The sequence below is a fragment of the Actinotignum schaalii FB123-CNA-2 genome (assembly GCF_000411135.1).
GTDB classification, from domain to species: domain Bacteria; phylum Actinomycetota; class Actinomycetes; order Actinomycetales; family Actinomycetaceae; genus Actinotignum; species Actinotignum schaalii_A.
Map to the genome: position 1 here is coordinate 236915 of NZ_KE150262.1, position 23673 is coordinate 260587.

Below are 23673 nucleotides of genomic sequence, written 5' to 3' on the forward strand. Positions count from 1 at the left end.
GGCCGCATCGCCAACTCTTAAACACCGGGTAAACAGGTGGTGACCAGGACTCGCGGGCTAGATAGGTTCGTCGTCGAGCAATCCGGCGCGCGTCATATCCACCGCGACCCCGATGCGCCCTTCTACACCCATTTTCGCCACAATAGCGGCCAGGTGTGTTTTCACCGTGGATTCGGACAGGTGCAGTTTCTCCCCGATATCGCGATTCGAGAGCCCCAGGGAAACCTGCCGGGCCACCTCGAGTTCGCGGGCGGTGAGCCGCGCGATTTTTTCCTGGGCGCGCCGGCGCGCACTCACGGTACGGGTCGCTGCCAGATATTCGTACACCTGCTTGGCGGCCCGCGGAGAGAGCGCACCATCCCCGGCCGCCACATTACGGATCGCCTGGAGGAGAACCTGGGGGTCTTCCGATTTGAGAATAAAACCGGAGGCGCCGGCTTCCGCGGCGCGCACCGCTTCATCATCGGCATCCAGGGTGGTCACCACGATGACCTGGGGCGGATGCGGGAAACTTCGCAGCTGGCGCGTGGCCTCGATGCCGTCCATACCCCCGGGCATCGCCACATCCATGAGCACGACATCGACCTTCACCGCGGTGAGAGTTTCCAAAGCTTCGCGGGCCGTGCCCGCCTGCGCCACCACCTCACTATCCCGCTCCGGACTCAGGTTAATAATTTGTACCAGGAGACGGCGGACCATCGGATCGTCATCCACGACCATAACGCGAATAGGTGAGGAAATCGGCACCGCGCTATTTTACCATTCCAGGATTGCCACCCCGGGCACTCCCGTCCCAGGGAAGGTGCACATCAACTGCGAAAACACCGCCCGCGGTGCTGAAGCTGGCGCGTCCCCCCAGGGCCTGGGCCCGCGCCTGCACCCCGCGTAATCCCGATCCTGTCCCGTGGGAGCTTTCGCCCGGCTCACTTTCATGCGCGGCAGGCATGGCATTGCGCACCGCAATATCGAGGCCCTGCTCGGGGCCGCCGCTCACCCGCACCCGGGTGGTTTCCTCCGGCGCGTATTTCACCGCGTTGGTGAGCAGTTCCTGGACGATGCGGTAGCAGGCCGTGGTGAGCGCGGCCGGGGCACGTTCCGCATCCGTAATAAAAACATTGGCGACGACGGGATGCCCGGCCGCCAGCACCTTATCAATATGATCGGCTAATTCGGTCAGCGAACGCGGCGGGCGGTAGGCCGAGGAACTCGGATCGCGCATGACCCGGACCAGAGAACGCAAATCATCAGTGGCTTGCCGAGAGGACTCCCGCAGCGACCGAGCCGCCTCTTCTAAATCGGCATCCCCGCGCGCGAGCAATTCCAAGGAGCCGGCCTGCAGGCTCATAATGGCCAGCTGGGATCCGATGGAATCGTGAATTTCCCGAGCCAAGGCATCGCGTTCCTCTTTGCGGGTGAGCTGGGTTTCTAGCTCTTCGGAGGCAGCGGTCGAAGCTTCGAGTTCCTCGCTGGTGGATTCCAGTCGATCATGGGTTTCTTGGAGTTCCGCGGTGGCACTGCGCCACAGCCCCCAGCCGATAGGGAGAAGCACCGCCACCGCGTAGAGCACCAGGAGCGGCACGATATTATTCGGGAAATCATCCAGCGGATTCTGGTGGTTGAGGAAACCCATCACCCAGGAAGAGTTGTAATCTTTCCCGGTCAGTTCGCGGGCGAATTGCCAGGCAGTAATGAGGGCGTACATGGCGCAAACGCCCAGGGCGCGGCGTCGTCGCCCCTGGGCACGGGCCCCCGCAAGATAGCGCGGCAGCAAAAACCCGACCACCGGTCCGATCGCACCCAAAGTGGAACACACGGCCGCAACCGCGAGCGCGCGGCGCGGATAGCGTTCCCGGCGCGCCACCCACACGCCCGCCATAATGCAGCAGCACATCGATACGAAGATCCCGACTTCGTCGAGGGTGCCGAGCCAGCCAGGCAGCGCGCGAATCTTTGCGCGTTCAATCTGGTAGCCGACGCCCACCACCATGACGATATATATGGCGGCAGTTTTGAGATAGAAGGGAATGGCGGCGAGCCCGCGCCGGCGCGCCGGATTCTGGCCTGCACGCGCCGCCGCACCGCTGCGATTCTTCGGCGCGTGATCTGTCATGCCTGTGATTGTACGGCGCATCCGCACGCTCCAGAACCGCCGTTCGGCCCGCGGATGCCACCCGAAGGGATGAGGCGGGTCTGCCCAGGTGGAGGATGTGCCCGCCATGCGGCCCTTCTACCCTGGAGACGATACGTGAGCGACTCCGGCCGCGGTCTTATTGCTGGGCCGGAGCGGCGCCCACCGCTATAGATACAGAAAGGTTCTCGCATGTCAGCATCCACGCCGCCGGTGTACGGCGCAGTACCCGCTCCGGAACAGAAGAAGAATTGGTTTGCGCGCCATAAGCTCCTCACCGCGCTCCTCGTTATTGTGGTGCTCGCGATTGTCGGCACCGCGATGTCCAAGCAATCCGACGGCAAGCCCGCCGCTACGTCCAGCTCCCAGGCTGCCGATAGCGCGGCATCCGGGAACGCTGCGGAAAGCGCGGATAAGGCGGGTGCCGAAGCTGAGGGCGATAAGGGCGATAAGAAAGATAAGAACGACGACGCAACCGTGGGCATCGGCACCCCGGTCATTCTCGGTGATTTTGAAGTGACCGTGACGAATGTGGAAAAGGGCGTGAGCCATATCGGCAATGATGTGCTGGGCAAGGATGCCACGGGTCAGTACGTCATCGTGGATGTGACCGTGAAGAATACCGGGAAGGAAGCGGCCGGCTTCGCGGAATCGGAGCAGAAGCTCGTGGATACCGAGGGGCGCCAGCATTCGGTTTCCGGGGACTCCTTGTACCTGGGCGATGCGTCGATGATTTACGAGAAGGTCAATCCGGGGAATACCGTGACGGGTAAGCTGCTCTACGATGTGCCGGCCGATGCGGTTCCGGCCAAGCTGGAACTGGCGACCGGGTGGACACATAAGGCCACCATCACCTTGCAGTAAACGCTGCTTACTTCGCTTGGCGTTTATCTTCGCGGCCCTTCGCTCTAGAATCGAGCGAGGGGCCGCGGCGCATTCACCCAGCTGAGTGGGCTCCGCGGCGGCGCTCGTAGCGGCGAACAAGCGAACAAGCAACCAAGCGAAGGAAGGCGGCTCTCAGCTATGGCACAGCTCGACACTATCTGGTGGCAGGTTTTTGCCTTAGGAGCCTGCGGGGCGCCCATTCGCGAGGGACACACACCCCTGACCGCGTCCGGGGAGCTTTCCGCAGCCAATCCGGGTGAACACCGCTTACGGGCTCTGGATCCGTGGCTGGATTATCTTATTGAGCTCGGCGCTAATGGCCTGCTCCTCACCCCGATTTTCGCTTCTGTTTCCCACGGCTATGACACTCTCGATCATTTCCGCCTCGATCCGCGCCTGGGCGATAACGCGGATATCACCCACCTTATTGAGGAAGCACACCGCCGCGGCATCCGGGTGCTTTTCGACGGTGTCTTCAACCATATTTCCCGCTCCCATCCGCAGCTGGAAGAGCTTGGCCTACGCACCGAGAACGGCGATTTCCACACCTGGGAAGGCCACGGGGATCTCATTACCCTCGATCATTCTTCGCCGCGGGTGCGTACGCTGGTCCGCAAGGTCATGGAATTCTGGCTGGAGCGCGGTATTGACGGCTGGCGCCTGGACGTAGCCTACGCGGTCCCGACCGATTTTTGGGCCGAGGTGCTCGGGAAAGTCCGCGAGCGCTTCCCCGAAGCGCTGTTCCTAGGCGAAGTTATCCACGGTGATTACCCCGATTTTGTGGCGCGGTCCAGCGTGGATACCCTCACCCAGTACGAGCTCTGGGCCTCGATCCGCCAGTCGATTGCCTCGCGTAATTTCTGGGAGTTGGACTGGAATCTCGGGCGGCACGCGCAATTCTGCGAACATTTCATCCCCAATACGTTTATCGGCAATCACGACGTGGAACGCATCGCCACGGCGGTGGGCCCGGCCGGGGCGGTGCTGGCCGCCGCGGTGCTCTTCACCGTTCCCGGGATGCCCTCGATTTATTACGGGGACGAACAGGGCTTCACCGGAACCAAACTCGAGGGCTTTTCTGCCGACGACCAACTGCGCCCGCACCTACCCGAACGCCCCGAACAGCTCTCCAACCTCGGTTCCGGGATGTACGACGCTTACCGCGCCCTCATCGCGCTGCGCCGCACCCACCCGTGGCTCACCCGCGCCCGCCTCGAGGTTACGGGCAAGGATAATACCTGGATCGAGTACCGCGTTTGGGAGCGTGAGCACGACGACGCAGCTCCAGCCAGCGCGGGCTCTGCCGCGCAAGGGGACTCTGGCCAGCCTGCCGAGCTGCGGGTGCGCCTCGAACTCGAGCCGCACCCGAGCGCTCGTGTCATTGGCGTTGATCCTGCCGGAGGCGACGTTGAACTCTTTTCCTGGCACGCGGGCGCAGAAAGCGGGGAGTAAACAGTGCTTATCCTCCTACCTCCTTCGGAAGGGAAAACCGCGCCGGCCAGCGGCCCCGCCCTTGACCTGAGCGCCCTGAACATCCCGGAATTCACGGCCGTGCGCACCGAGCTGGTGGCGGAGCTGGAAGACGTATCCCGCCGCCCGGATGCCCTCGAAATCCTCGGGGTGGGTCCGAGTATTGCCGATGAGGTCGCCACGCAGATCACGTTGCGCGAGCAACCCTGTGCTCCGGCCTGGCAGGTATATACCGGGGTGCTCTACCAGGCCCTCGATATGGGAAGCTTCTCGGCCGCTCAGCTCACCCGCGCCGGGGAGCACACCCTGATTTTCTCGGGACTTTTCGGGGCCACCTCGCCACTTGACCTCATCCCTTCCTACCGATTGGGAATGAACGTGGAGCTGGGTGGCGCGAAAATTTCGGCCCGCTGGGCACCCCTGTGGCCGGTTCTCAATAGCCGAGCCTCCGGATTGGTCATTGACGCGAGATCCGGTGCCTACGCGGGGTGGAAGGTGCCGGCTAGCTGCGACGTCGTAAAAATAACCGCGACCCGCATCACGGGCACAACGTCCCGCACGATCTCACACGCCGCGAAATATTTCCGCGGGCGGGTGGCGCGCCTGGCGCTCCTGGCCGCTACCCCGCCGCGCGAAGCCGAAGAATTAGCGGAATTGTGCCAGCAATTGGTGGGCAAGGAAACCGCGGCAGGGGTGATCACCGGGGTGGAATTAGGGCCGGCGCGGCGCGGAGTGCGCGAGCTCGCGGTGGTGGAGACCGTGGATACGGGGCGCGCCCACTAAGCTGGGACCGTGCGCTGTTCGTATTTTGAGGCGGGGACCTGCCGTTCGTGTACCCGGATGGGTGAGGCCTACCCCGCTCAGGTGGCGGACAAGGAGGAACGCCTCGCCGAATTACTGGCGCCTTTCGCGCCGGCGTGGCTGCCGCCTGCACTCTCCCCGGAATCGCATTTTCGTAATAAAGCAAAGCTCGCCGTGGGTGGAAGCGCGCAGGCACCGACGCTGGGAATTTTAGATCGGGACATGCGCGGGGTGGACCTGCGCGCATGCGGACTCTACGAAGAGCCCATTACCGCGGCGCTCCCGGCGCTGACCGAGTTCATCGGGCGGGCGCGGCTCACGCCTTTCGACGTGCCAAGCGGGCGCGGGGAACTCAAAAATATTCTCATCACCGCGGCGCCGAGCGGTGAGCTGCTGCTACGTTTTGTGCTGCGCTCGACCGAGTCGGTGGTACGGATTCGCAAGCATGTGGCCTGGCTGCGCGCGCAGCTCCCAAACGCTCGGGTTATTTCTGTTAATTTGCTGCCGCAGCGTGCCGCCCTCGTGGAGGGTGAGGAGGAGATGGTGCTGACCCGGGAGGATACGCTGCCTTTCCCGCTCGGCGCAGTGACGCTTTACCTCACCCCGCGTTCCTTTTTCCAGACAAATACTACGATTGCCCGGGCGATGTACGCACAGGCGCGCGCGTGGGCCGCCGGTTTGGACGGGGTGCGCACGGTATGGGACTTGTATTGCGGGGTGGGTGGTTTCGCACTGCATGTGGCCGGCCCGGGGCGGCGCGTGACCGGCGTGGAGATTTCCGAGGCTGCGGTGGATTCCGCGCGCCGCGCTGCCGCGAACGCCGGCAGTTCCGCGCAGTTTTTTGCTGGCGACGCCGCACGTGCCGCCGGCAAGCTCGGCGGCACACCCGATCTGCTCATCGTCAATCCACCGCGACGCGGCCTGACAGATCTCACCGAGTGGATTGCGGCGAATCCCCCGCGCTGGCTCATCTATTCATCGTGCAATCCCACCACGCTGGCCAAGGACTTGCAGCTACTGGATAGCTTTGCCGTGCACGAAGCACGCCTCATGGACATGTTCCCGCAAACTGCGCACATGGAATGCATGGTGCTGGCCGAGCGGGTGGATTAGGCTGGGCCGCACCAAGCGCTAAGCGCTGAGAGTCGCACTGGCCAAATTACACCGCCAGTTCCCGATAACGCCCACTTGCACATGCCAATACATAAGCGCATACTCTTCTATAGGAGGAGTGTTTTATGGCCAAGACAGCTAATCTCTACGTCCGCATCGAGCCCGATGTCAAGGAGCAAGCAGAGTACATTCTTAATTCTTTGGGACTCCCGCCGTCGAGTGCTATTACCATGTTTTACAAGCAGATTATTCAGCAGCAAGGGCTCCCCTTTGACGCAAAGCTCTCTTATAGAAAACCGATCGATATCAGCGCGCTGACTCGAGATGAATTGATGCTCGAATTGGACAAAGGCTACCAGTCAATCCTGTCCGGAGATACCGAACCGGCAGACGAGGTATTTGAAGCCTTGGACAAGGAATTTAATGCATGAGCTATGCCGTAGTTATTTCACGAGAAGCAAAGGAAGACCTACGGTCCATCTATGCCTATATCGCATTCAATCTTCGGTCTCCCCAAACCGCACAGAGGCAAATAAGTAGAATCAAAATGGCGATAAAAGGCCTTAACAACTTCCCGAAGCGGCATAGGCTCGCTAACTTTGAACCATACAGAAGCCGTGGACTCCGCATTAAATCATGTGATAATTACCTTATTTTTTACTTCACGCAGGAATCGGTCAAAGAAGTTCTTATTTCGAGAGTACTGTACGCTAAAAGGAATATCGAAAGCGCATTTGCGAACTAAAATACGCTTCCACATCATATGCAATACTGGATTCTCCTAACGAGACCAGCTTGCCAAGAATAAGCTACCTTGCAGAACTTCATGCCCCATATGCGTCTTTAAGGAGCCGGTCTACTTCATCTGCACTATATGATTTTCCGCTCGCGAGAGAGTCAATTCCTTTTTGCAGCTCTACGGTCAGTTCTTCTTGCGACAGATTACCTAAGGCAACTGGTTCAACCGACATCCGAAAATCCACCGACACATCCGCGGGTACACCCTTGGCACTCGACATAAAGCCTCCTTTTCGACCGTCGCTTACAGCGTCGTGATTGCCATCATAACGCCTCAGAATTGATTCACAACCACACTGCCACCTACTGACCGGGCACAACAAGGATCGCACTACGGGAGTTAAGCACCCGAGGCAGGTTGCGGATAGGTAGCGAGCAGGTGCGCGGCCGACTGGGCTGCAAAGTTTTTCCCTTGGTACGATTCCTCCCCCTGGTAGATAACCGCGCGATTTTCGGCCGGGATTCCCAGGAAGTCACCGATCTGGGAAAGCTGATGACCGAATTTATCGCGCATCGTCATCGAGGATTTAATCTCAAAAATGCGCGGGTTACTGCGCACAGTGAGATCAAGGAGATCAACCTCGCGCTTGGAGTCATCACGATAAAAATAGAGCTCCGGTTCCGTTCCCGTGTGGAGATATTGTTTCCGCATCTCCGCGATCACAAAATTCTCGAATACCGCCCCGCGTTTCGGATGGGTGAGAAGTTCAGCAGCACTTGGGATCCCCAGAAGATGGCACAGCAAACCCGAATCGTAAAAGTACAGCTTCGGAGTCTTCGTCACTCGTTTCGCACCGCTGGACATATACGGCTGCAGCGTAAACGTGATGTAAGAGGAGTTGAGAATCGATGCCCACTCTTTGACGGTCCGATAGGTGGAGCTGATAGCGCGCGCCAAGCCACTGTAGTTAATGAGGCTTCCGCTCGACTCTGCACACAATCGCAAGAAAGCACGGAATGCGTCAATATTTCGGACACCGAGATAATCCGCGACATCTCTTTCAAGGTAAGTCCGCACGTAATTAGGCATAAAAACGTGGGCCGGAATACCAGCGCCATAAATACGCGGATATCCTCCGGCAACTTGCGCTTCACTGAGTGTGGGCACAGGATCAAGTGCTTGAAGTTCTTGCCAGCTCAAGGGGAGTAGCTGAAGCATTCCAACCCTGCCGGCCAAGGATTGGCGAATGCTCCGCAGCAGCGAAAAGTTTTGTGAACCGGTCAAAATGTACTGCCCCGCCTCACCACGCTCGTCTGATCGCACCTGAATGGTAGAAAAAAGATCCGGAGCATATTGCGCCTCATCAACGATAAGCGGCGCGGGGTGCGCGGCAAGAAAACCAACTGGATCCTGGGTAGCTGCCGCACGGAGATTCGGATTTTCGAGGTTGACGTATTCATACGTGGGAAAAGCCGTCCGAACCAGGGTTGATTTCCCGCTCTGGCGCGGGCCGGTAACGAAAACCACCGGAAACCACTGCGCCAATTGTGCAATATAACCACTCGCGCTGCGAGGAATCACCGTGCCACCCTCTCCCTTCATTGCGATAGTAGAGCCACCGCATATCTGCACCAGACCCCACCAGATCATTGCAGTAGGACCGACCAAATCATTGCAGTAGAATCGTCCAAATCATTGCAGTAGGAACTCGCAAATCGGCACAATAGCAACGGAAAACCCCAACCGCGCCACTATCGGAGACCGGCGCGGTTACACATGGCTCCCCCCCCGGCTTACCCCCCTACCGCAAGCCGTAGCGCTTGAGGTGACGCTGGGCGCGCGCGGAGTTGTCATTCTGCAAAGCGAGCAGCTCGGCGTAGATACCGCCGGACTCGGCAAGCTCGGCCGGGCTACCTACCTCATCAATACGCCCGGCTCTCAGAGTAATAATGCGGTCCACGCTGGCGATGGTTGAGAGCCGGTGCGCGATAATAATCGAGGTGCGATCTTTCATGAGTTCTTCCAGCCCAGCCTGCACCCACCGCTCGGAGCGAGTATCCAGCGCGGAAGTAGCTTCGTCCAGTACCAAAACCGGGGCAGCTTTGAGCATCGCGCGAGCCACCGCGATGCGCTGGCGTTGCCCACCGGAAAGCTTGAGTCCGCGCTCCCCGATGACGGTGTCATACCCCTGGGCAAAACGGCGAATAAAACGATCCGCGTGGGCGCGGGTCGCAGCATCGAGGATTTCTTCTTCAGTAGCATCCGGGCGCCCATAAGCAATATTTTCCCGAATTGTTCCGGAGAAAAGCGCCGGGTCCTGGAAAACTACCCCGATGGCGGCCCGAACCTGCTGAAGTGGCAGACCCGCAATTTCGTTGCCGAAAAGCTCAATATGCCCGGCTCGCGGTTCGTATAGCCCCAGAAGAAGCGAGGTCAGCGTGGTTTTCCCACCCCCGGATTCAGAAACGAAAGCGACCCGTTCCCCCGGCTCGATAGCGAAACTAACATCGCGCAAAACATCCGGATCTGTTCCGTATCCAAAAGTAACGTTCTCGAAACGAATCGCCGGTATTTCAGGGTCAATCTCCACCACGTTCTGGTGCGGCGCGCGGGCCGTAAGTGGGCGGGCCGGTGCGGCGTCGTCGTTAGGAGTAACGGCAGTGCCGCCAGGAAGAGTCGTGCCGCCGGTCAATACGGGGCGCTGGCCGCGTTCGGTTTCGGTGAGTTCCATGACCTCGAAGTAATCGCGCGAGCCGGCGATGGCGTGCTGGGTGGTGTCCACCATCCAACTCATGGACATGACCGGACGGCGTGCCATCCCCACGAGCTGCACCAGGATAACCATGTCGCCCACGGAGAATTGGCCGCGGGCGGTGCGCAGGAAAATAATGGCGTAAATCGCGAAGAAAATAATGGCCATAACCATGCGGCGCAGGAAGTCCATGGTGTGCCAGTGACGGGATTGGTTGGCGGTGAGGTGCTCGGCGTGCTCGTAGTGGCGGGCAAAATGCGCGAGTTCGCCGCGTTCGCGGGTGAAGGATTTGACCACGCGGATCTGGCCGATTACTTCGTTGAAACGCCCGCCGGCCACGTCGATATCTTCGTTTTTCTGCGCTTCCAGACCTTGCCAGCGCCGCGAGGTGAGAGCGGTCAGCCACATGTAGATCGGGAAAATAATAAGCAGGAGGAGGCAGAGCAGCGGGGAATAAATAAAGGAAATAATAAGGACGGCAATAATCGTGAGCAGCGTGGTGAAGAAGGAGTTTGCGAAGTTCTTGACGAAATTCGTGACCTCCATAATGGAGCGGTTGAGGCGTGAGGTGATGGTGCCGGTGAGTTCGCGGTCGAAATAATCTTGCGGGAGGGTGAGGAGTTTATCGAAGTAGCGCATGGAGAGGATGGAGCGCATTTTTTGGCTCATGAGGTCGCCGGCGTATCCGCCCAGCGAGTCGATGGTGGTGGAGAAAAAATCGATGGCGAGGAAAGCTCCAGCCAGTAGGATGACCCGCCGCACTGCCACATCAACGTCGAGACTGCCGCTCACGGCTGCGACCGCGGTATCGGTGGCGGTGCCGAGCACGAAGGGAACAATAATGGTTCCGGCGGTCACGAGGATGGATGCGAGGGCCACCGCCACGTAGTAGCGGGACAGCGCGGAGGTGAAACGAAAAATTCTTAGCAGTGCGTGCACATAGTGACCCTAGCAGTACTGCGCGCTGTTCCCGGGCCGTTCGCGTGCCGCGCCGCGCTGGAAGTCATAGTCGCGTTCCTAGGCGCGGTCAAGCTCGCGGTCACGTGCGTGGTTGCGGTTGCTACTGCGTTCGTGGTTGAGGGAGCGGTTGTGCTCGCGATTGCGGTCCCAATCCATCTGCACCGCGAGCGCGGCGAGGAGTAGATCCAGGGTGTGGGGTTGGTAGCGCGTCAGTTCGGAGCCGGGGTGGCGCGCGGCACCGGCTGCGGCGCTTGCCGCCGAACTTCCTGCACCACCCGCGCGGGAAGGCCCGGCACCTTCTTGGGCGCGTAATTGCGCGAGGCGCTGCGCGGCTTGGTGGCGCAGATATTCGCGTAGGTCTTTATGACCGCGGGTAAGAACGACGTCGCCATCCGCTCCGGCAGCGAAAATCCGGCGAGCATGGGCGCGCCGTTCGTTGGCGCGTTCCCGTTCTGCCGCGAGTTCTTGTTCGGCGTGCTGGAGGGAGCGGGTGAGCTGGTCAATGCGCTCTTGCATCTGGAGGATGCGGGCGATGCCGGCCAGGTTGATGCCGTCCTCCTGGGACATGCGTTGAATTTCTTGGAGGCGTTCCACATCCTCCAGGGAATAGCGCCGCCCGCCTCCGCGGGTGCGCCGGGCGGACACCAGCCCCAGGCGGTCATATTGGCGCAGCGTCTGGGCGTGCATGCCCGCTAGTTCGGCCGCTACTGACACCGTGAGTAACGGTGCGCGTCGATTCGCCATACCTCCTCAACCTCCTTTGTTGGGGTTCCGGGCCCGGCCCCGCGCAGGGCCGGGCTAACCGGGTTTTTCGTTCCTCGTGCCACTTCGTTAGCGCTTCGCGCTAGCTTGGTTTTCCGTTCACATGAGCTTCGCTAGCAGCTCGCCTAGACCTTCGCCATGCGGATGAAATCCGCCCGCGGATCGGCATCATCCGTGGCTTTGGCGAACAGTTCCACGGTTTTACGGGCATCATCCGAGAGCCGGGTAGGAACCACGACCTTGAGACGCACGTACATATCCCCGGCTGATCCCTTGACCGTGAGGCCCTTGCCGCGTACCCGCAGAATTTTATCCGTGGAGGAACCGGCCGGAATTTTCACCCGAACGGTCTTACCTGCCAGCGTTGGTACTTCTACGGTAGCCCCGAGAGCTGCTTCCGGGAAAGATATCGGGACATTGACGTACACGTCCTTGCCCTGCATCTCGAAAACCGGGTGGGGTTCCACGTGGACAGTGACAATAATATCGCCGGCCGGCCCGCCGTTGAGGCCCGGATGGCCTTTCCCGGCGATCCGAATTTTCTGGCCGTCGCCCACCCCGGCCGGGACTTTCGCGGTCACGGACTTGCCGGAGGCGGTCTGGATTTTCACGGTAGCACCGTCCACAGCCTGCCGAAGCGGGAGCGAGACCGTGGCGGTCATATCCGCACCCTTCTGGGGCCGACGCTGGGAGCCGAAGCCGGAAAAGCCGCCGCCTCCCTGGCCGCCCCCGAAAAGTCCGCCTAGGACATCCTCGAAATTACCACCGAAGCTACCCCCGCGGGCACCGCCCGTGGAGGATGAGGCATGGTAGGTTCCGCCGCGGCCGCCGGAGAACATCGAGAAGATGTCCTCAAAACCGCCGCTGCCTTGCCCGCCGGCCCGGAAGCGGGGCCCACCTGCCCCGAGCGCCCGGATCGCATCGTATTGTTTACGATCCTCGGGGTTAGAGAGAACCTGGTAGGCCTCCCCCACTCTCTTGAACTTTTCTTCGGCGTCCTTCGAACCGCCATTCCGATCGGGGTGGTAACGGCGGGATAGCTTCCGGTAAGCCTTTTTAATATCCTCCTGGGTGGCGTCTTTTTTCACGCCGAGTTCCTGGTAGAAATCCTTATCGAGCCAATCTTGGCTTGCCCCTGCCATATGCTCACCTCCCCTTTCTTATCGTGCTGAGTATGCTCGGTGAAATTAGTGTGTACTCCGTACTTGCCTTGTTGATTCCTAAGCGCGGGTAGGTGCCGCGCGGGCCGGCCGCATATGCGGAGCCGACCCGCGCCAACCAACCCGTGTTATTCCGGCGAGACCACTCCTACCCGGGCCGGGCGGAGCACCTTATCCGCCACGGTGTATCCGGGTTGGATAAGCGTCTCGATAGTTTGCGAGGTAGCGTCAGCCGAGGAGCGATTCATGAGTGCCTCGTGGTACTCCGGATCGAATTCGTCACCAACCGCCCCGAAGCGGGCCACCTTGAAAGTGGAGAAGAGGATCTGCTCCACTTTCTCCGCGATGAGGCCGGTGGGCCCTTCCAGGTCCCCGTGCTGGCGTGCCAGCTCCACATCATCAAGAACCGGAAGCAAGGCCTCAATCACCTTGAGAGTGCCCGAATCACGGTGCGCTCCAGCTTCCTGCTTGGAGCGGCGCACGTAATTCGTGTACTCCGTCTCGGTGTTGTAGAGCGAGGCTTGGGCCCGTTTGAGCTGATCCTCCAAGGTGCTGATAGTGGCCATTGCTTCACTGAGCGGATCAGCCGCGACTGCCTCGGCATCGCCCGCGCCCGACTCGGGTTCCTGAGCCGTGCCCGCGCCAGCTTCACCCGCGTTGCCCGGTGAGGCCGCGGCCGCAGCTGCGTCGTCGTTCCCGGAAACAGCACCCGCACCGTTACCGGCACCTGCACTTTCCCCGACGCCAGGCTCCCCCGCGTTTTCCGGACCGTTGCGATTCAGATCGTCCTCACTCATTACTTATTCTCCTCATCGTCCACGACTTCGGCGTCGACGATATTGTCCTCAGAAGAACCGGCCGCGCCGGAACCACCTGCGGCACCGGAAGCATTCGCGCCGCCATTCTGTTCAGCGGCCTGGGCCTGCGCGTAAATTTCCTGCCCGATCTTCTGCGATTTCTCGTTGAGTTCGGCCAGGGCGCTCTTGACGTCCTCCACATTGCCGGTGCCCTTGAGGGTTTCGCGCACCTTGGCGATAGCCTCCTCCACTTCGGTGACGGTGGCATCGGTGAGCTTGTCCTTATTGTCCTTGATCAAACGCTCAATGGAGTACGCGGTCTGCTCAGCCTGGTTGCGGGTATCGGTTTCTTCCTTGGCCTTGGCGTCTTCCGCGGCGTGTTCCTCAGCTTCCTTGACCATGCGGTTGATTTCCTCTTCGGAAAGGGCCGAACCGCCGGTAATGGTCATGGACTGTTCCTTGCCGGTGGACTTATCGCGCGCGGACACGTGCACGATGCCGTTGGCGTCGATATCGAAAGTGACCTCAATCTGCGGCACCCCGGACGGAGCCGGCGCGATCCCGGTCAGATCGAAGGTTCCCAGCGGCTTGTTATCGCGCGTGAACTCACGTTCACCCTGGAACACCTGAATGGATACCGAAGGCTGGTTATCTTCCGCGGTGGAGAAGGTTTCCGAGTGCTTGGTGGGGATAGCGGTATTGCGCTGGATGAGCTTGGTCATCACCCCGCCCTTGGTTTCAATACCGAGGGACAGCGGGGTCACATCGATAAGCAAAACATCCTTGCGGTCCCCGGTAATCACACCGGATTGCAGCGCCGCGCCCACGGCCACAACCTCATCAGGGTTGACGCCCTTATTGGGTTCGCGCCCGTTGGTGAGTTCCTTGACCACTTCGGTCACGGCCGGCATACGGGTGGATCCACCCACCAGCACCACGTGGTCAATATCGGAAATCTGGATACCAGCATCGCGAATCACGTTCATGAACGGGGTCTTGGTGCGATCCAGCAGATCCTTGGTCATATCCTCAAACTTGGCGCGGCTGAGGGTTTCATCCACGTGGATCGGCCCGGATTCACTCATCGAGATGTAGGGCAGCGAAATCTGGGTGGAGGTTGCGGCAGACAGCTCAATCTTCGCCTTTTCCGCGGCTTCCTTGAGGCGCTGCAGCGCGATCTTATCCTTGGACAGATCCACGCCCGAGGCGTTCTTCACCTGATCAACCAGCCAGTTGACGATGCGCTGATCCCAATCATCCCCGCCGAGCTTGTTATCCCCGGAGGTGGCCTTCACCTGGATGAAGGAGAAATCATCCTCATCCTTGCCCACTTCCAGGAGGGAGACGTCAAAGGTGCCGCCGCCCAGGTCGAAGACGAGAATTGTTTCATCTTCCTTGCCCTTTTCCAGGCCGTAGGCCAGCGCCGCGGCCGTGGGTTCGTTGACGATGCGCTGCACATTCAGGCCGGCGATGGTGCCGGCATCCTTGGTGGCCTGGCGCTGCGCGTCATTGAAGTAGGCCGGCACGGTAATAACCGCGTCCGTCACGGTATCGCCCAGATAGGCTTCCGCATCCTTCTTCAGCTTCTGGAGGATAAACGCGGAGATCTGCTGCGCGTTGTAATCCTTACCGTCAATATCAACCTTCCAGTCATCACCCATATGGCGCTTGACGGAAGAAATCGTGCGATCAACATTGGTGACAGCCTGACGCTTGGCCACTTCACCCACGAGCACTTCTCCGCTCTTAGAGAAGCCCACGACGGACGGGGTGGTGCGCGCACCTTCCGCATTCGCGATCACCGTGGGTTCCCCGCCTTCGAGGACGGCCACCACGGAGTTGGTTGTTCCCAAGTCAATACCTACTGCACGTGCCATGATTGCTCCTTCTGCATTCGTGCCGCAGATCCGCACGCCGGCGGTACCGGCCGCGGACCCTTCGACAAAGTTTCCTTCCAAGTCTGAACGATCCGAGAACCTATGTCCAATCGGCTCGCCCTTTCTTGAGTCCACCTAACTCAACCTTAGGGGCGTGGTTTTTATTCCCGCCCACTTTTCGCGAGCTATGTCACGTCCGCGCACACCCCTTTTTCGGTACGACGACGCCGCTGCGCCATCCCGGAATCCGGCCGGCCACGCCAGGTAGACTTGCACCATGACTCTGAGCATCGGTGTGGATGTTGGCGGCACGAAGGTGGCCGCCGGCGTCGTCAATGAACAAGGTGAAATTTTGCAGCGGGTCCGGCGCCCCACGCCGCGCCAGGATTCCGAGGCCTTTATCGCAACCATCGCCGCCTGCGTCAACGACCTCAAATCCTCGGGTGCTACCACCGTGGGAATCGGGCAGGCCGGCTATATCGCCGCGGATCGCGATACGTTGATCTACGGCACTAATGTTCCCTTACAGAACGGACGGCTCGGTTCACGTATCGCTGAGCTTACCGGCATGCCCGTCGTCGTTGAAAATGACGCCAACGCGGCCGCCTGGGCCGAATACCGTTTCGGTGCGGCCGCGGATGCGGAATCTGCCGTTGTAGTAACGCTCGGCACCGGGCTGGGCGGTGGCGTCATTATGAACGGGAATCTGCTGCGCGGAGCTTTCGGTTTCGGGGCGGAAATCGGGCATATCCACATGGTTCCGAACGGGCCGCTGTGCGGATGCGGCTCGCGCGGGTGCTGGGAAGTGATGGGCTCGGGTAGTGCGCTGGTGCGTTTCGCCACCGAGCGGGCCGCGAATTACCCCAGCGGTGCCGCTCGCATCCTGGAACTGGGCGAAGGGCGCGTGACCGGCCCGGCCGTGACCGCGGCCGCCCAGGAAGGCGATGAGATGGCCCTCGATGTTTTCAACGAGCTCGCCCATTGGAACGCCATCGGCCTGGCGGATATGGCCACCATTTTCGATCCGGAAATCTTCGTGATCGCCGGCGGGGTAAGCGAAGCAGGTTCGCTCGTCCTTGATCCGCTGGTACGCGAATTCCCCGAAGTTCTCCCCGTGGCGAAATACCGGACGCTGCCGGAAATTCGCCTGGCGCGGCTCGGGAACGACGCCGGGATTATTGGCGCCGCGGACCTATCCACGATTGAGTAATGTGGCTGGCTAGCCAGTGTGCGTGAGCTGCGCACCCGTATGATTTGGCGCGCACTGACACCATCCAGGCTGCGCGCCGGAATACGCTTCCCGGTTTCCACCGCTAGCGAGCATTTCCGGCGCGCAGCTGATTTTTGTTTCGAGGGCGATTTTTCTGTCATAGGCCACCTTTAGGATGAGCCTATGAATGAAAACATAACTACTGGCGCGTCCGCCACCGCGCGCGCCGCTGAACAAAGTGCCGTGGATTACCGCACCATTACGGAAGTTTCTGATTATCGGCGGGCCGAACGCCTGGTAGATGTGCTCTCGGATGCCGGGTTCCCGGTGGAAAATGTGCGTATCGTCGGCGTGAATCTGGAAAGCGTGGAGCAGGTAACCGGGCGCCTGACCACCGGAAAGGCCGCGCTCTACGGCGCGGCAGGCGGGGCTTCCTGGGGCCTCTTCTTCTCCTTCTTCTTTATCCTTTTCGCGCCGGCCGTGGTGCTCTGGCAGGTGCTCCTCTTCGGGCTTGCCTGCGGGGCGGTGCTCGGTGCCATTATGGGCGCGATCTCGCACGGCTTCACCGGTGGGCGGCGTGACTTCGCTTCGGTGCGGGCCACCACCGCCAATTCTTATGAGGTGCAGGTGCGTAGAGCCTTCGTCAATGAGGCTTATGCAACTTTGGCGCAGGCGGGGTATTCGGTGAGCTAAGAATTCAGCTTCGCCGTGCTCGCAGCGGAGCTACCCACTACTATGGTGGGTGGCTCTGCTGCCGAACGTGAGGGAAACTTATGGTTGTACGCCACGAAATCCGCCCGCCTATTACCCGGCTTCCGGATGGGACCATCAAACAGATCAACCCGTTTTCCGGTACCGAAGTGTGGACCCAGCCGGGCCGCGCTAACCGGCCCCTCAAGGCGGAAGTTCCTATCGCGGAACCGCTGAGCGCGGATCACCCGGAAAACTTCTGTTCTTTCTGCGCGGATCGGGTGCTGGAAACACCACCGGAAAAGGCGCGCATCGTTGGCAACCCTGCCACGGGTGAAGCTCGGATCACCTATGATGCCCCGGTGGATTCCCTGGCGGACCCGTGGGATTTCCGGCGGGTTCCCAATCTTTTTGAGATTGTTCCTTTCCAGTACTGGACCACCAACTACCAGTATGAGCTCACCACCCGCCGCCAGGATGCTTTTGAGCGCTACACCTCGGATGCGGCCGGGCGGGCCCACGTGCTTTCCGTGGCGCATAACAAGGCCATTGCCTCGGGCATGGATGAGGATGCCTGGAATGCGCTTCCGGAGCGGGAGCGCCTCTTGAGCGCGCTGCCGTTCTACGGGGGCGGGCATGACCTCATTATCGGGCGCCACCACTATGTGCCCGGTTCCGATTCCACCGCGAATCGGGCCGGCTCGGGTACCCTCACCCCGGCTGAGCACTACTGGTACTTCCTGCTTACCGCGGATGCCATGCGCGATCTGTACGAGCAGAACCGCTACGTCAAATACGTGCAGGTCTTCCAGAATTGGTTGCGGCCGGCCGGGGCCTCCTTCGAACACCTCCATAAGCAGCTGGTGTCCATTGATGAGCGCACCGTCAATCACCGCTACGAAGTGGACCGGGTGCGCGATAACCCCAATATTTTCAACGAGTACGGGGTGGATTACGCCGGCTACCACAATCTCGTTATCGCGGAGAACAAGTACGCGGTGGCCTACGCCGGGTTCGGGCATCGCTACCCCACCCTCGAAGTATGGTCGCGTTCGGAAGCCTCCCAACCCTTCGAGCACACCCGCCATGAATTGCGCGCCGTTTCGGATCTGGTGCATGCCATGCACGCGGCCACCGGCCCAGATATTCCCACGAATGAAGAATGGTACGCACCTTCGCGGGATATGGAAGTCGCGACCCCGTGGCGGGTGCTCCTCAAATGGCGCACCTCCACCCTCGCCGGTTTTGAAGGCGGCACCAAGATCTACGTCAATACCATTGACCCGTGGTCCTTGCGGGATCGGGTTGTTCCCCGCCTGCTGGAGCTGCGCGCCGAAGGCGCGATTGCTTCCACGATCAATATCGCCACCGAATGCAGTTGCGAAGTCAATTCGCTGCGTTACGGAATGGGTGAATCAGGAGTGCGCGGCAGGTAGTTCGGGCCGCGGCCGGAGCCATCTTCACTCGCGGCCGCACCCGCCCCGGCCTGGCGCGTAGAAAGGAGACCCCATGTCTCAGATCGCTGAGACCGCCCTCGTTTTTGAGGGCGGCGGTATGCGCGCGAGCGCCACCGCCCCGGTGGTTATCAAGCTCATCGAGGCCGGCCTGGAGTTCCCGCATGTTTCAGGGATTTCGGCGGGTTCCAGCCACGTGGCGAATTACCTCAGCCGCGACCCGCTTCGGGCCCGGCGTTCTTTCGTGGAATTTGGGGCGGATCCAAATATCGGGAGCTGGCGGACCTTCCTCAGCGGCAAAGGCGCTTTCAACTCGGATTATATTTACCTTCACACGTCGCGCCCGGGCCAAGCCCTTCCCTTTGATTTCGAGACTTTCCAGTCCACGCCCGGTGATTTCGATATCAGTGCTTTTCGTTTGAGCGACGGCGCAGCCGTGCACTGGCACCGCGGCGATATTAAGGTTCTTGACGACCTGTTGGTGCGGGTGCAGGCTTCCTCAACGATGCCCGGCATTATGCCTTTCGTAACGCTCGACGGTGAGCTTTATGCCGACGGCGCGCTCGGGCCATCCGGGGGTATACCTATTGATGCTGCTGAGGCTGCTGGCTTCGAGCGCGCCGTCGTTATTATGACGAAACCGCGCGATTACGTGCGCCCAGCGCCTTCCCGAAAGGCAAGTGCGCTAATCCGCGCAGCTTTCCGCAAATACCCCCACCTCATTACCGCGCTGGAGGAACGCGCCGCGAAGTACAACGCCACCCGGGCTCATCTTTTCGATTTGGAAGCGCGGGGGCGGGCCTACCTCTACTTCCCGCGCCACCAGCTGACTTCCAACCGGGAAACCAATGTGGCGAAACTGGAAGCCTCTTTCGCGGCCGGGACCGCGCAGATCAACGAGGACTTCCCCGCGATCCTGCGCTTCCTCGGGCTCTAGCTGCACTGTTCAGGAAGATTAGTTAACCTGCGGCAACCAGCCGCCCGCTATCCATGCGCACCACCCGGTCGGCAACGGTCGCCGCTTCGGCATCATTGTGGGTCACGTAGACCGCCGTCGTGCCGGACTTTTGCAGCACCCGGCGCAGGAATACCGCCAGGTCCTCCCGCAGGCGGGTATCGAGGGCGGAAAGCGGTTCGTCCAGGAGCAGCACCCGCGGGCGCGCCGCCAGGGAACGCGCCAGAGCCACCCGCTGGGCTTGCCCACCCGAAAGAGTCGTGACCGCCCGCTTGGCGTAACCGCTGAGTTCCACCAGCTCCAGCCAGCGCGCCACCTCCGCCTCTACCTCGGCGCGCGAACGGCCCTTCTCAATCCCGTAGGCAATATTTCCACCCACACTGCGATTCGGGAAAAGCTGCCCATCCTGAAAAACCATGCCCACCCCGCGCCGATGGGTGGGAACCGCCGTCATATCAGCGCCGTCGATCAGCACCTGCCCGCGCACCGCCTCCAGCCCGGCGATCCCGCGCAGCAGCGAGGATTTCCCCGAACCGGAGGCCCCCAGCAGCGCCACGGTCGTGCCCGACTCCACGCTAAGATTCACGCCGCGCACCGCCTCGAAACCGTCCGGGTAGCGCACCGACACGTCACGAAGTTCTAACACGAAGCTTTCCTTTCTGCTGCGTTAATAACGACGACGCAGCTCCGGCAGGGGCCGCCATTTCACTCAGCGCCATCAGCCCCCCGGTGACCGTACCGAGCACTACCGCCCCGGCCATCGCGGTCCCGTAATTTTCCGCCCCGGGCCTCCCCAAGAGCTGGCCGATCAGCACCGGAAGCGTGGTGGAATCACTGGTGGCCAGGAAGGACGTGGCACCGTATTCCCCTAAGGAAATGGCCAGCCCGAAACCGGCTGCAACCGCGAGCGCCCGGGCGGCCAAGGGCAGATCGATACTTCTCCAGACCCGCCCCGGCCCGGCCCCCAGGGTGGCGGCAGCCTCGCGCAGGCGCGGGTCGATGGCCCGCACCACCGGGAGGATCACTCGGGCCACAAGGGGAAGGGCCACCACCGCTTGGGCTACCGGCACGAGCAATTGCGCGGAAGGTACAAGCATCCGGATGGTGAGGAATAATCCGAAACCGACCGTCACCGCGGAAACACCCAGCGGCAGCAGGGCGATCCCTTCCGCGGCCGTGCTCACCGGCCGCGGCGGGGCCCACGGGGAGGCCAACGCGAAAGCGAGCAGCGCCCCGAGGAGTAGGGCAAGTGCGGCAGCGCTCAGTCCCGTCGTCAAGGAGTTCCGGAGTGCATCGGAAGCCGAGATCCCCGAGAATCCGGAAGAACCGATGAGATTTCGGTAGTTCTCCAGCGTCCAGGTGCCCGAACGCTGGAAGGATCGCGCCACCAGGGTGAGGAGCGGAGCCCCGATCAGGAAAATAACGGTAGCCGAGCTGATGAGCAGCGCCGGAATATCACTCGGGCCCACTTTCCTGCGGGCGGCCGGGCGCAGGCGCAGCGCCGCCGAAGTGCGCCGGGTGGCCCGGGCCGCCACCACGGTGGCAATCCCAACGATCACCACTTGCAGCAGCGAAAGCACCGCCGCGGCCCGTAAATCAAGGAAGGTGGTGGTCTGCACCCAAATTTCAGTTTCGAGGGTACCGTAGCCGGGTGCGCCTAAGGTTTGGACGATTCCAAACGACGTCGAACAAAATAAAAAGACAATAGCCGCGCCGGAGGTAATAGCCGGGGCCAGTTCCAGAAGGGTGACGGTACGGAAAGCCCGCCACGGGGAGGCGCCGAGGGTGCGAGCGGCCTCCGCGTGCGGGGGCAGCGCCGCCCACAGGGGCCCTACCGTCCGGGAAATCACCGCGGTATTGAAGAAAACCATGGCCGCGACCACCGCCCACGGGCTGGAATCCCAGCCGAGGAAACCGTAGGGGCCGTCGGCGCGCAGCAGCGCCCGGAACGCGGTACCCACCACGACGGTGGGGAGCACGAAAGGTACCACCACGAAGGCCCGCACCACCCGCACCCCGGGCAGTCGCAAGCGGTAGAGCACATAGGCGAGGGGAAGCCCCAGCACGACCGAGCAGGCGGTGCTGGCCGCCGCCATCCACAGGGTTTGCCCGGCGACTTTCCAGGTGCGCGGGCGGGTGAGCTCGGCGGCGAAACCCACGGTATCCACCCCGGCCGGGGTGACGAGCCCGCGCGCGAGCATCGCCACCACCGGCCACAGGAAGAACACCGCGAGGAAAAATAGCGGGACCGCGAGCGCGAGGGCAACCACCAGGGAAGCTCCGCGCGGGCGCGGGATACGAAATGCGTTACTCACATTCCCGCGGTGTCACGCCAAGCACGGATCCATTCGGCGCGCTGGGCCCCCACTTCTTTAGCGTCCAGCACGATGGGATCCTTGATACGCGGGGCGTGCTGCTGCCAGCTCGCGGGCAGCTCCACATCGGCCACCGGGTACACGTACATCGACTCCGGGATAGCTTTCTGCACATCCTCGGAAAGCAGGAAATCGATAAAAGCCTGCGCGCCTTCCGGGTTCTCTGCCCCGCGCAGCACCCCGGCGTATTCCACCTGGCGTACGCAGGTCGATTCAATCACGCCGGTACGCCCGTTTTCAGCAGCCGGGGAGGAAGAATAGGAAACCACCAGCGGGTAGTTTCCCTTGCCTTCCGAACCGGAAAAATCAGTGTAGTAAGCATCCGTCCACGAGCCAGAAATGCGAGTTCCGGCCCCCAGTAGCTGACCCCACAGCTGGGAGAGCCCCTCCGTTCCCCCGGCAACGTGCGCGGTAGCAGCCAGGAAAGCCAGGCCGGGAGAGGAAAGAGCTGGGTTTTCCACCGCGAGCAGCCCGGCGTATTCGGGACGGGAAAGATCGGCGAAACTCAGGGGCGGAATCATATTTTTCTGGGTGAACCACTCGCGATCGTAATTCACGCAGACTTCGCCCTGATCGATGGGATTGAGTTTCCCTTCCAGGGCGGGCACCCCCGCCGGAAGCTTCGGGGAAGAATAATCGGCGATAGTGTTACCGTCCAGCGCCTGGTAGGCGGTGTAGGTATCCACCCCGAACACCATATCCGCGCCGGGTTTGCCATCCGCCAGCACCAATTGGTTAACAACCTGGCCGGTATCCCCGGGGGCCGATTTCACGATGGTGTACCCGGATTCTTTCTCGAAGCGGGCAATGAGCTCATCGGGTAGGTTGAATGATTCGTGGCTGACCACGCGAACTGTGGTGGGATGATCGCTCGCTGCCGGAGAGGCGGCGTCGTCGTTCTTTGAGCAGCCGGCCAGGGCCAGTGCCGCAACCATCGCGGCGGCCGCAAGTGCGCGGGCGCCGTGCCTATTTTTCTGGACCATGCATCCTCCTCAGGATATAAGGAGGGTCTCCGCGGTGCGGAGGAGAGATCTCGACTCCCTTCGCCGGTACTAACCGGAGCAGGTTCGAGGGTCTGCGTGCCGCGTGCCGGCCGCACTCTCAGCGCTGCTGCGCTCCCCTGTCGTGCCGCCCAGTCTAGTACGGAGGTCCCAGATTTTCACGCCTGCGGTCCCGCAGCGTATCGGTCCCGAGCCGGAACCGGATCGGCGCCGGGTCGGAACCGGATCGGCGCCGCGCGAATGTTAGGCCCGGGCGCGCGCCTGCGAATCGATCACTTCACCCTTGCCGTACCATTTCGCGGCCTGGCGCTGGGTGAGCTGGGAAACAGCCGCGGCCACCCCGGCGGAAACCACCGCGAAAATCACCGCGTCCACGAGCGGCGCGTTCGGGTCTTCCGAATCGGGAATCTCCCGCCCGGAAATACCCTTCCACACCACGTCCACGATTTTATTGGCGACGATCCCCGAGAGCACCCCAACACCCGCGCTCACAACTTTCCACCCGATATCCATAGCGTCCCTTTCTTCGCGCGGCGCGGCCCCG

General features: G+C 61.3%; 23 protein-coding genes and 1 riboswitch. Of the genes, 10 read left to right on the forward strand and 13 right to left on the reverse strand.

Annotated elements, in window-relative coordinates; translation table 11 throughout:
• Positions 1-57: 57 nt before the first annotated feature.
• Both HMPREF9237_RS00985 and HMPREF9237_RS08740 read right to left on the reverse strand, forming a co-directional pair.
• Positions 58-747 carry a response regulator gene (locus tag HMPREF9237_RS00985; RefSeq protein WP_051106954.1) on the reverse strand — a complete coding sequence of 230 codons (690 nt, stop codon included), beginning with the start codon at positions 745-747 and terminating at the stop codon, positions 58-60.
• A gap of 4 nt (positions 748-751) precedes the next feature.
• Positions 752-2110 (reverse strand): sensor histidine kinase, encoded by a 1359-nt coding sequence (locus HMPREF9237_RS08740; protein ID WP_196800218.1) that lies wholly within the window; start codon positions 2108-2110, stop codon positions 752-754.
• Positions 2111-2320: 210 nt separating this feature from the next.
• On the opposite strand from HMPREF9237_RS08740, the gene HMPREF9237_RS00995 reads away from it, so the two are divergent.
• The 6 genes from HMPREF9237_RS00995 (at position 2321) to HMPREF9237_RS09870 (ending at position 7142) form a co-directional block, all read left to right on the forward strand.
• Positions 2321-2992 carry a DUF4352 domain-containing protein gene (locus tag HMPREF9237_RS00995; RefSeq protein WP_016441850.1) on the forward strand — a complete coding sequence of 224 codons (672 nt, stop codon included), beginning with the start codon at positions 2321-2323 and terminating at the stop codon, positions 2990-2992.
• A gap of 159 nt (positions 2993-3151) precedes the next feature.
• Complete coding sequence (locus HMPREF9237_RS01000; protein ID WP_016441851.1) at positions 3152-4465, forward strand: alpha-amylase family glycosyl hydrolase; 1314 nt, start codon at positions 3152-3154, stop codon at positions 4463-4465.
• A gap of 3 nt (positions 4466-4468) precedes the next feature.
• On the forward strand, positions 4469-5266 hold the full coding sequence (locus tag HMPREF9237_RS01005; RefSeq protein ID WP_016441852.1) for a YaaA family protein: 798 nt from the start codon (positions 4469-4471) through the stop codon (positions 5264-5266).
• Between the two features lie 57 nt (positions 5267-5323).
• Positions 5324-6397, forward strand: coding sequence for a methyltransferase domain-containing protein (locus HMPREF9237_RS01010; protein ID WP_016441853.1), 1074 nt, complete (start codon positions 5324-5326; stop codon positions 6395-6397).
• A gap of 125 nt (positions 6398-6522) precedes the next feature.
• Positions 6523-6828 (forward strand): type II toxin-antitoxin system RelB/DinJ family antitoxin, encoded by a 306-nt coding sequence (locus HMPREF9237_RS01015; protein WP_016441854.1) that lies wholly within the window; start codon positions 6523-6525, stop codon positions 6826-6828.
• Complete coding sequence (locus HMPREF9237_RS09870) at positions 6825-7142, forward strand: type II toxin-antitoxin system RelE/ParE family toxin (RefSeq protein WP_016441855.1); 318 nt, start codon at positions 6825-6827, stop codon at positions 7140-7142. Before HMPREF9237_RS01015 ends, HMPREF9237_RS09870 begins: the two co-directional genes overlap by 4 nt.
• A 79-nt stretch (positions 7143-7221) precedes the next feature.
• On the opposite strand, the gene HMPREF9237_RS01025 is transcribed toward HMPREF9237_RS09870, so the two are convergent.
• The 7 genes from HMPREF9237_RS01025 to dnaK all read right to left on the reverse strand — a co-directional run bounded on the left by HMPREF9237_RS01025 (position 7222) and on the right by dnaK (position 15444).
• Positions 7222-7416, reverse strand: coding sequence for a hypothetical protein (locus HMPREF9237_RS01025; RefSeq protein WP_016441856.1), 195 nt, complete (start codon positions 7414-7416; stop codon positions 7222-7224).
• A 119-nt stretch (positions 7417-7535) separates the two neighbouring features.
• Positions 7536-8738 (reverse strand): ATP-binding protein, encoded by a 1203-nt coding sequence (locus tag HMPREF9237_RS01030; protein ID WP_155875759.1) that lies wholly within the window; start codon positions 8736-8738, stop codon positions 7536-7538.
• A gap of 199 nt (positions 8739-8937) precedes the next feature.
• Positions 8938-10827 carry an ABC transporter ATP-binding protein gene (locus HMPREF9237_RS01035; protein WP_016441858.1) on the reverse strand — a complete coding sequence of 630 codons (1890 nt, stop codon included), beginning with the start codon at positions 10825-10827 and terminating at the stop codon, positions 8938-8940.
• A 78-nt stretch (positions 10828-10905) separates the two neighbouring features.
• Entirely contained in the window at positions 10906-11592 is a 687-nt protein-coding gene (locus HMPREF9237_RS09840; protein ID WP_016441859.1) for a heat shock protein transcriptional repressor HspR, read from the reverse strand.
• A 143-nt stretch (positions 11593-11735) separates the two neighbouring features.
• Entirely contained in the window at positions 11736-12752 is a 1017-nt protein-coding gene (locus tag HMPREF9237_RS01045; protein ID WP_016441860.1) for a DnaJ C-terminal domain-containing protein, read from the reverse strand.
• 146 nt (positions 12753-12898) lie between these two features.
• A complete protein-coding gene (locus HMPREF9237_RS01050; protein ID WP_016441861.1) occupies positions 12899-13567 on the reverse strand; it encodes a nucleotide exchange factor GrpE in 669 nt (222 codons plus the stop codon).
• A complete protein-coding gene (gene dnaK / locus HMPREF9237_RS01055; RefSeq protein WP_016441862.1) occupies positions 13567-15444 on the reverse strand; it encodes a molecular chaperone DnaK in 1878 nt (625 codons plus the stop codon). The genes HMPREF9237_RS01050 and dnaK overlap by 1 nt, the downstream gene beginning before the upstream one ends.
• Positions 15445-15721: 277 nt before the next feature.
• On the opposite strand from dnaK, the gene HMPREF9237_RS01060 reads away from it, so the two are divergent.
• From HMPREF9237_RS01060 to HMPREF9237_RS01075, 4 genes are all read left to right on the forward strand, one after another.
• Entirely contained in the window at positions 15722-16654 is a 933-nt protein-coding gene (locus tag HMPREF9237_RS01060; RefSeq protein ID WP_016441863.1) for an ROK family glucokinase, read from the forward strand.
• Between the two features lie 183 nt (positions 16655-16837).
• Entirely contained in the window at positions 16838-17347 is a 510-nt protein-coding gene (locus tag HMPREF9237_RS01065; protein WP_016441864.1) for a general stress protein, read from the forward strand.
• 80 nt (positions 17348-17427) lie between these two features.
• Entirely contained in the window at positions 17428-18780 is a 1353-nt protein-coding gene (locus HMPREF9237_RS01070; protein WP_016441865.1) for a DUF4921 family protein, read from the forward strand.
• 73 nt (positions 18781-18853) lie between these two features.
• Positions 18854-19735, forward strand: a complete 882-nt coding sequence (locus HMPREF9237_RS01075; RefSeq protein ID WP_016441866.1) for a patatin-like phospholipase family protein — start codon at positions 18854-18856, stop codon at positions 19733-19735.
• A gap of 22 nt (positions 19736-19757) precedes the next feature.
• Here the strand turns inward: HMPREF9237_RS01075 and HMPREF9237_RS01080 are convergent, their stop codons facing one another.
• From HMPREF9237_RS01080 to HMPREF9237_RS01095, 4 genes are all read right to left on the reverse strand, one after another.
• Positions 19758-20399, reverse strand: coding sequence for an ABC transporter ATP-binding protein (locus HMPREF9237_RS01080; RefSeq protein WP_016441867.1), 642 nt, complete (start codon positions 20397-20399; stop codon positions 19758-19760).
• Entirely contained in the window at positions 20383-22068 is a 1686-nt protein-coding gene (locus tag HMPREF9237_RS01085) for an ABC transporter permease (protein ID WP_196800219.1), read from the reverse strand. The genes HMPREF9237_RS01080 and HMPREF9237_RS01085 overlap by 17 nt, the downstream gene beginning before the upstream one ends.
• Positions 22065-23111 (reverse strand): thiamine ABC transporter substrate-binding protein, encoded by a 1047-nt coding sequence (locus tag HMPREF9237_RS01090; RefSeq protein WP_016441869.1) that lies wholly within the window; start codon positions 23109-23111, stop codon positions 22065-22067. The genes HMPREF9237_RS01085 and HMPREF9237_RS01090 overlap by 4 nt, the downstream gene beginning before the upstream one ends.
• 38 nt (positions 23112-23149) lie before the next feature.
• Positions 23150-23260, reverse strand: a riboswitch (TPP riboswitch).
• 112 nt (positions 23261-23372) lie between these two features.
• The gene (locus HMPREF9237_RS01095; RefSeq protein WP_016441870.1) at positions 23373-23642 is read right to left on the reverse strand and encodes a DUF4235 domain-containing protein; all 270 of its coding nucleotides are present in this window, start codon (positions 23640-23642) and stop codon (positions 23373-23375) included.
• Positions 23643-23673 lie beyond the last annotated feature (31 nt).

Excerpts from the sequence above, each read along its gene's own strand:
- dnaK (WP_016441862.1), bottom strand. The coding sequence starts at position 15,444 with ATGGCACGTGCAGTAGGTATTGACTTGGGAACAACCAACTCCGTGGTG.
- HMPREF9237_RS01045 (WP_016441860.1), bottom strand. The coding sequence starts at position 12,752 with ATGGCAGGGGCAAGCCAAGATTGGCTCGATAAGGATTTCTACCAGGAA.
- HMPREF9237_RS01030 (WP_155875759.1), bottom strand. The coding sequence starts at position 8,738 with ATGAAGGGAGAGGGTGGCACGGTGATTCCTCGCAGCGCGAGTGGTTAT.
- HMPREF9237_RS01070 (WP_016441865.1), top strand. The coding sequence starts at position 17,428 with ATGGTTGTACGCCACGAAATCCGCCCGCCTATTACCCGGCTTCCGGAT.
- HMPREF9237_RS01065 (WP_016441864.1), top strand. The coding sequence starts at position 16,838 with ATGAATGAAAACATAACTACTGGCGCGTCCGCCACCGCGCGCGCCGCT.
- HMPREF9237_RS01060 (WP_016441863.1), top strand. The coding sequence starts at position 15,722 with ATGACTCTGAGCATCGGTGTGGATGTTGGCGGCACGAAGGTGGCCGCC.
- HMPREF9237_RS01075 (WP_016441866.1), top strand. The coding sequence starts at position 18,854 with ATGTCTCAGATCGCTGAGACCGCCCTCGTTTTTGAGGGCGGCGGTATG.
- HMPREF9237_RS01000 (WP_016441851.1), top strand. The coding sequence starts at position 3,152 with ATGGCACAGCTCGACACTATCTGGTGGCAGGTTTTTGCCTTAGGAGCC.
- HMPREF9237_RS01010 (WP_016441853.1), top strand. The coding sequence starts at position 5,324 with ATGGGTGAGGCCTACCCCGCTCAGGTGGCGGACAAGGAGGAACGCCTC.
- HMPREF9237_RS01050 (WP_016441861.1), bottom strand. The coding sequence starts at position 13,567 with ATGAGTGAGGACGATCTGAATCGCAACGGTCCGGAAAACGCGGGGGAG.
- HMPREF9237_RS01095 (WP_016441870.1), bottom strand. The coding sequence starts at position 23,642 with ATGGATATCGGGTGGAAAGTTGTGAGCGCGGGTGTTGGGGTGCTCTCG.
- HMPREF9237_RS01015 (WP_016441854.1), top strand. The coding sequence starts at position 6,523 with ATGGCCAAGACAGCTAATCTCTACGTCCGCATCGAGCCCGATGTCAAG.
- HMPREF9237_RS09870 (WP_016441855.1), top strand. The coding sequence starts at position 6,825 with ATGAGCTATGCCGTAGTTATTTCACGAGAAGCAAAGGAAGACCTACGG.
- HMPREF9237_RS09840 (WP_016441859.1), bottom strand. The coding sequence starts at position 11,592 with ATGGCGAATCGACGCGCACCGTTACTCACGGTGTCAGTAGCGGCCGAA.
- HMPREF9237_RS00995 (WP_016441850.1), top strand. The coding sequence starts at position 2,321 with ATGTCAGCATCCACGCCGCCGGTGTACGGCGCAGTACCCGCTCCGGAA.
- HMPREF9237_RS01025 (WP_016441856.1), bottom strand. The coding sequence starts at position 7,416 with ATGTCGAGTGCCAAGGGTGTACCCGCGGATGTGTCGGTGGATTTTCGG.
- HMPREF9237_RS01090 (WP_016441869.1), bottom strand. The coding sequence starts at position 23,111 with ATGGTCCAGAAAAATAGGCACGGCGCCCGCGCACTTGCGGCCGCCGCG.
- HMPREF9237_RS08740 (WP_196800218.1), bottom strand. The coding sequence starts at position 2,110 with ATGACAGATCACGCGCCGAAGAATCGCAGCGGTGCGGCGGCGCGTGCA.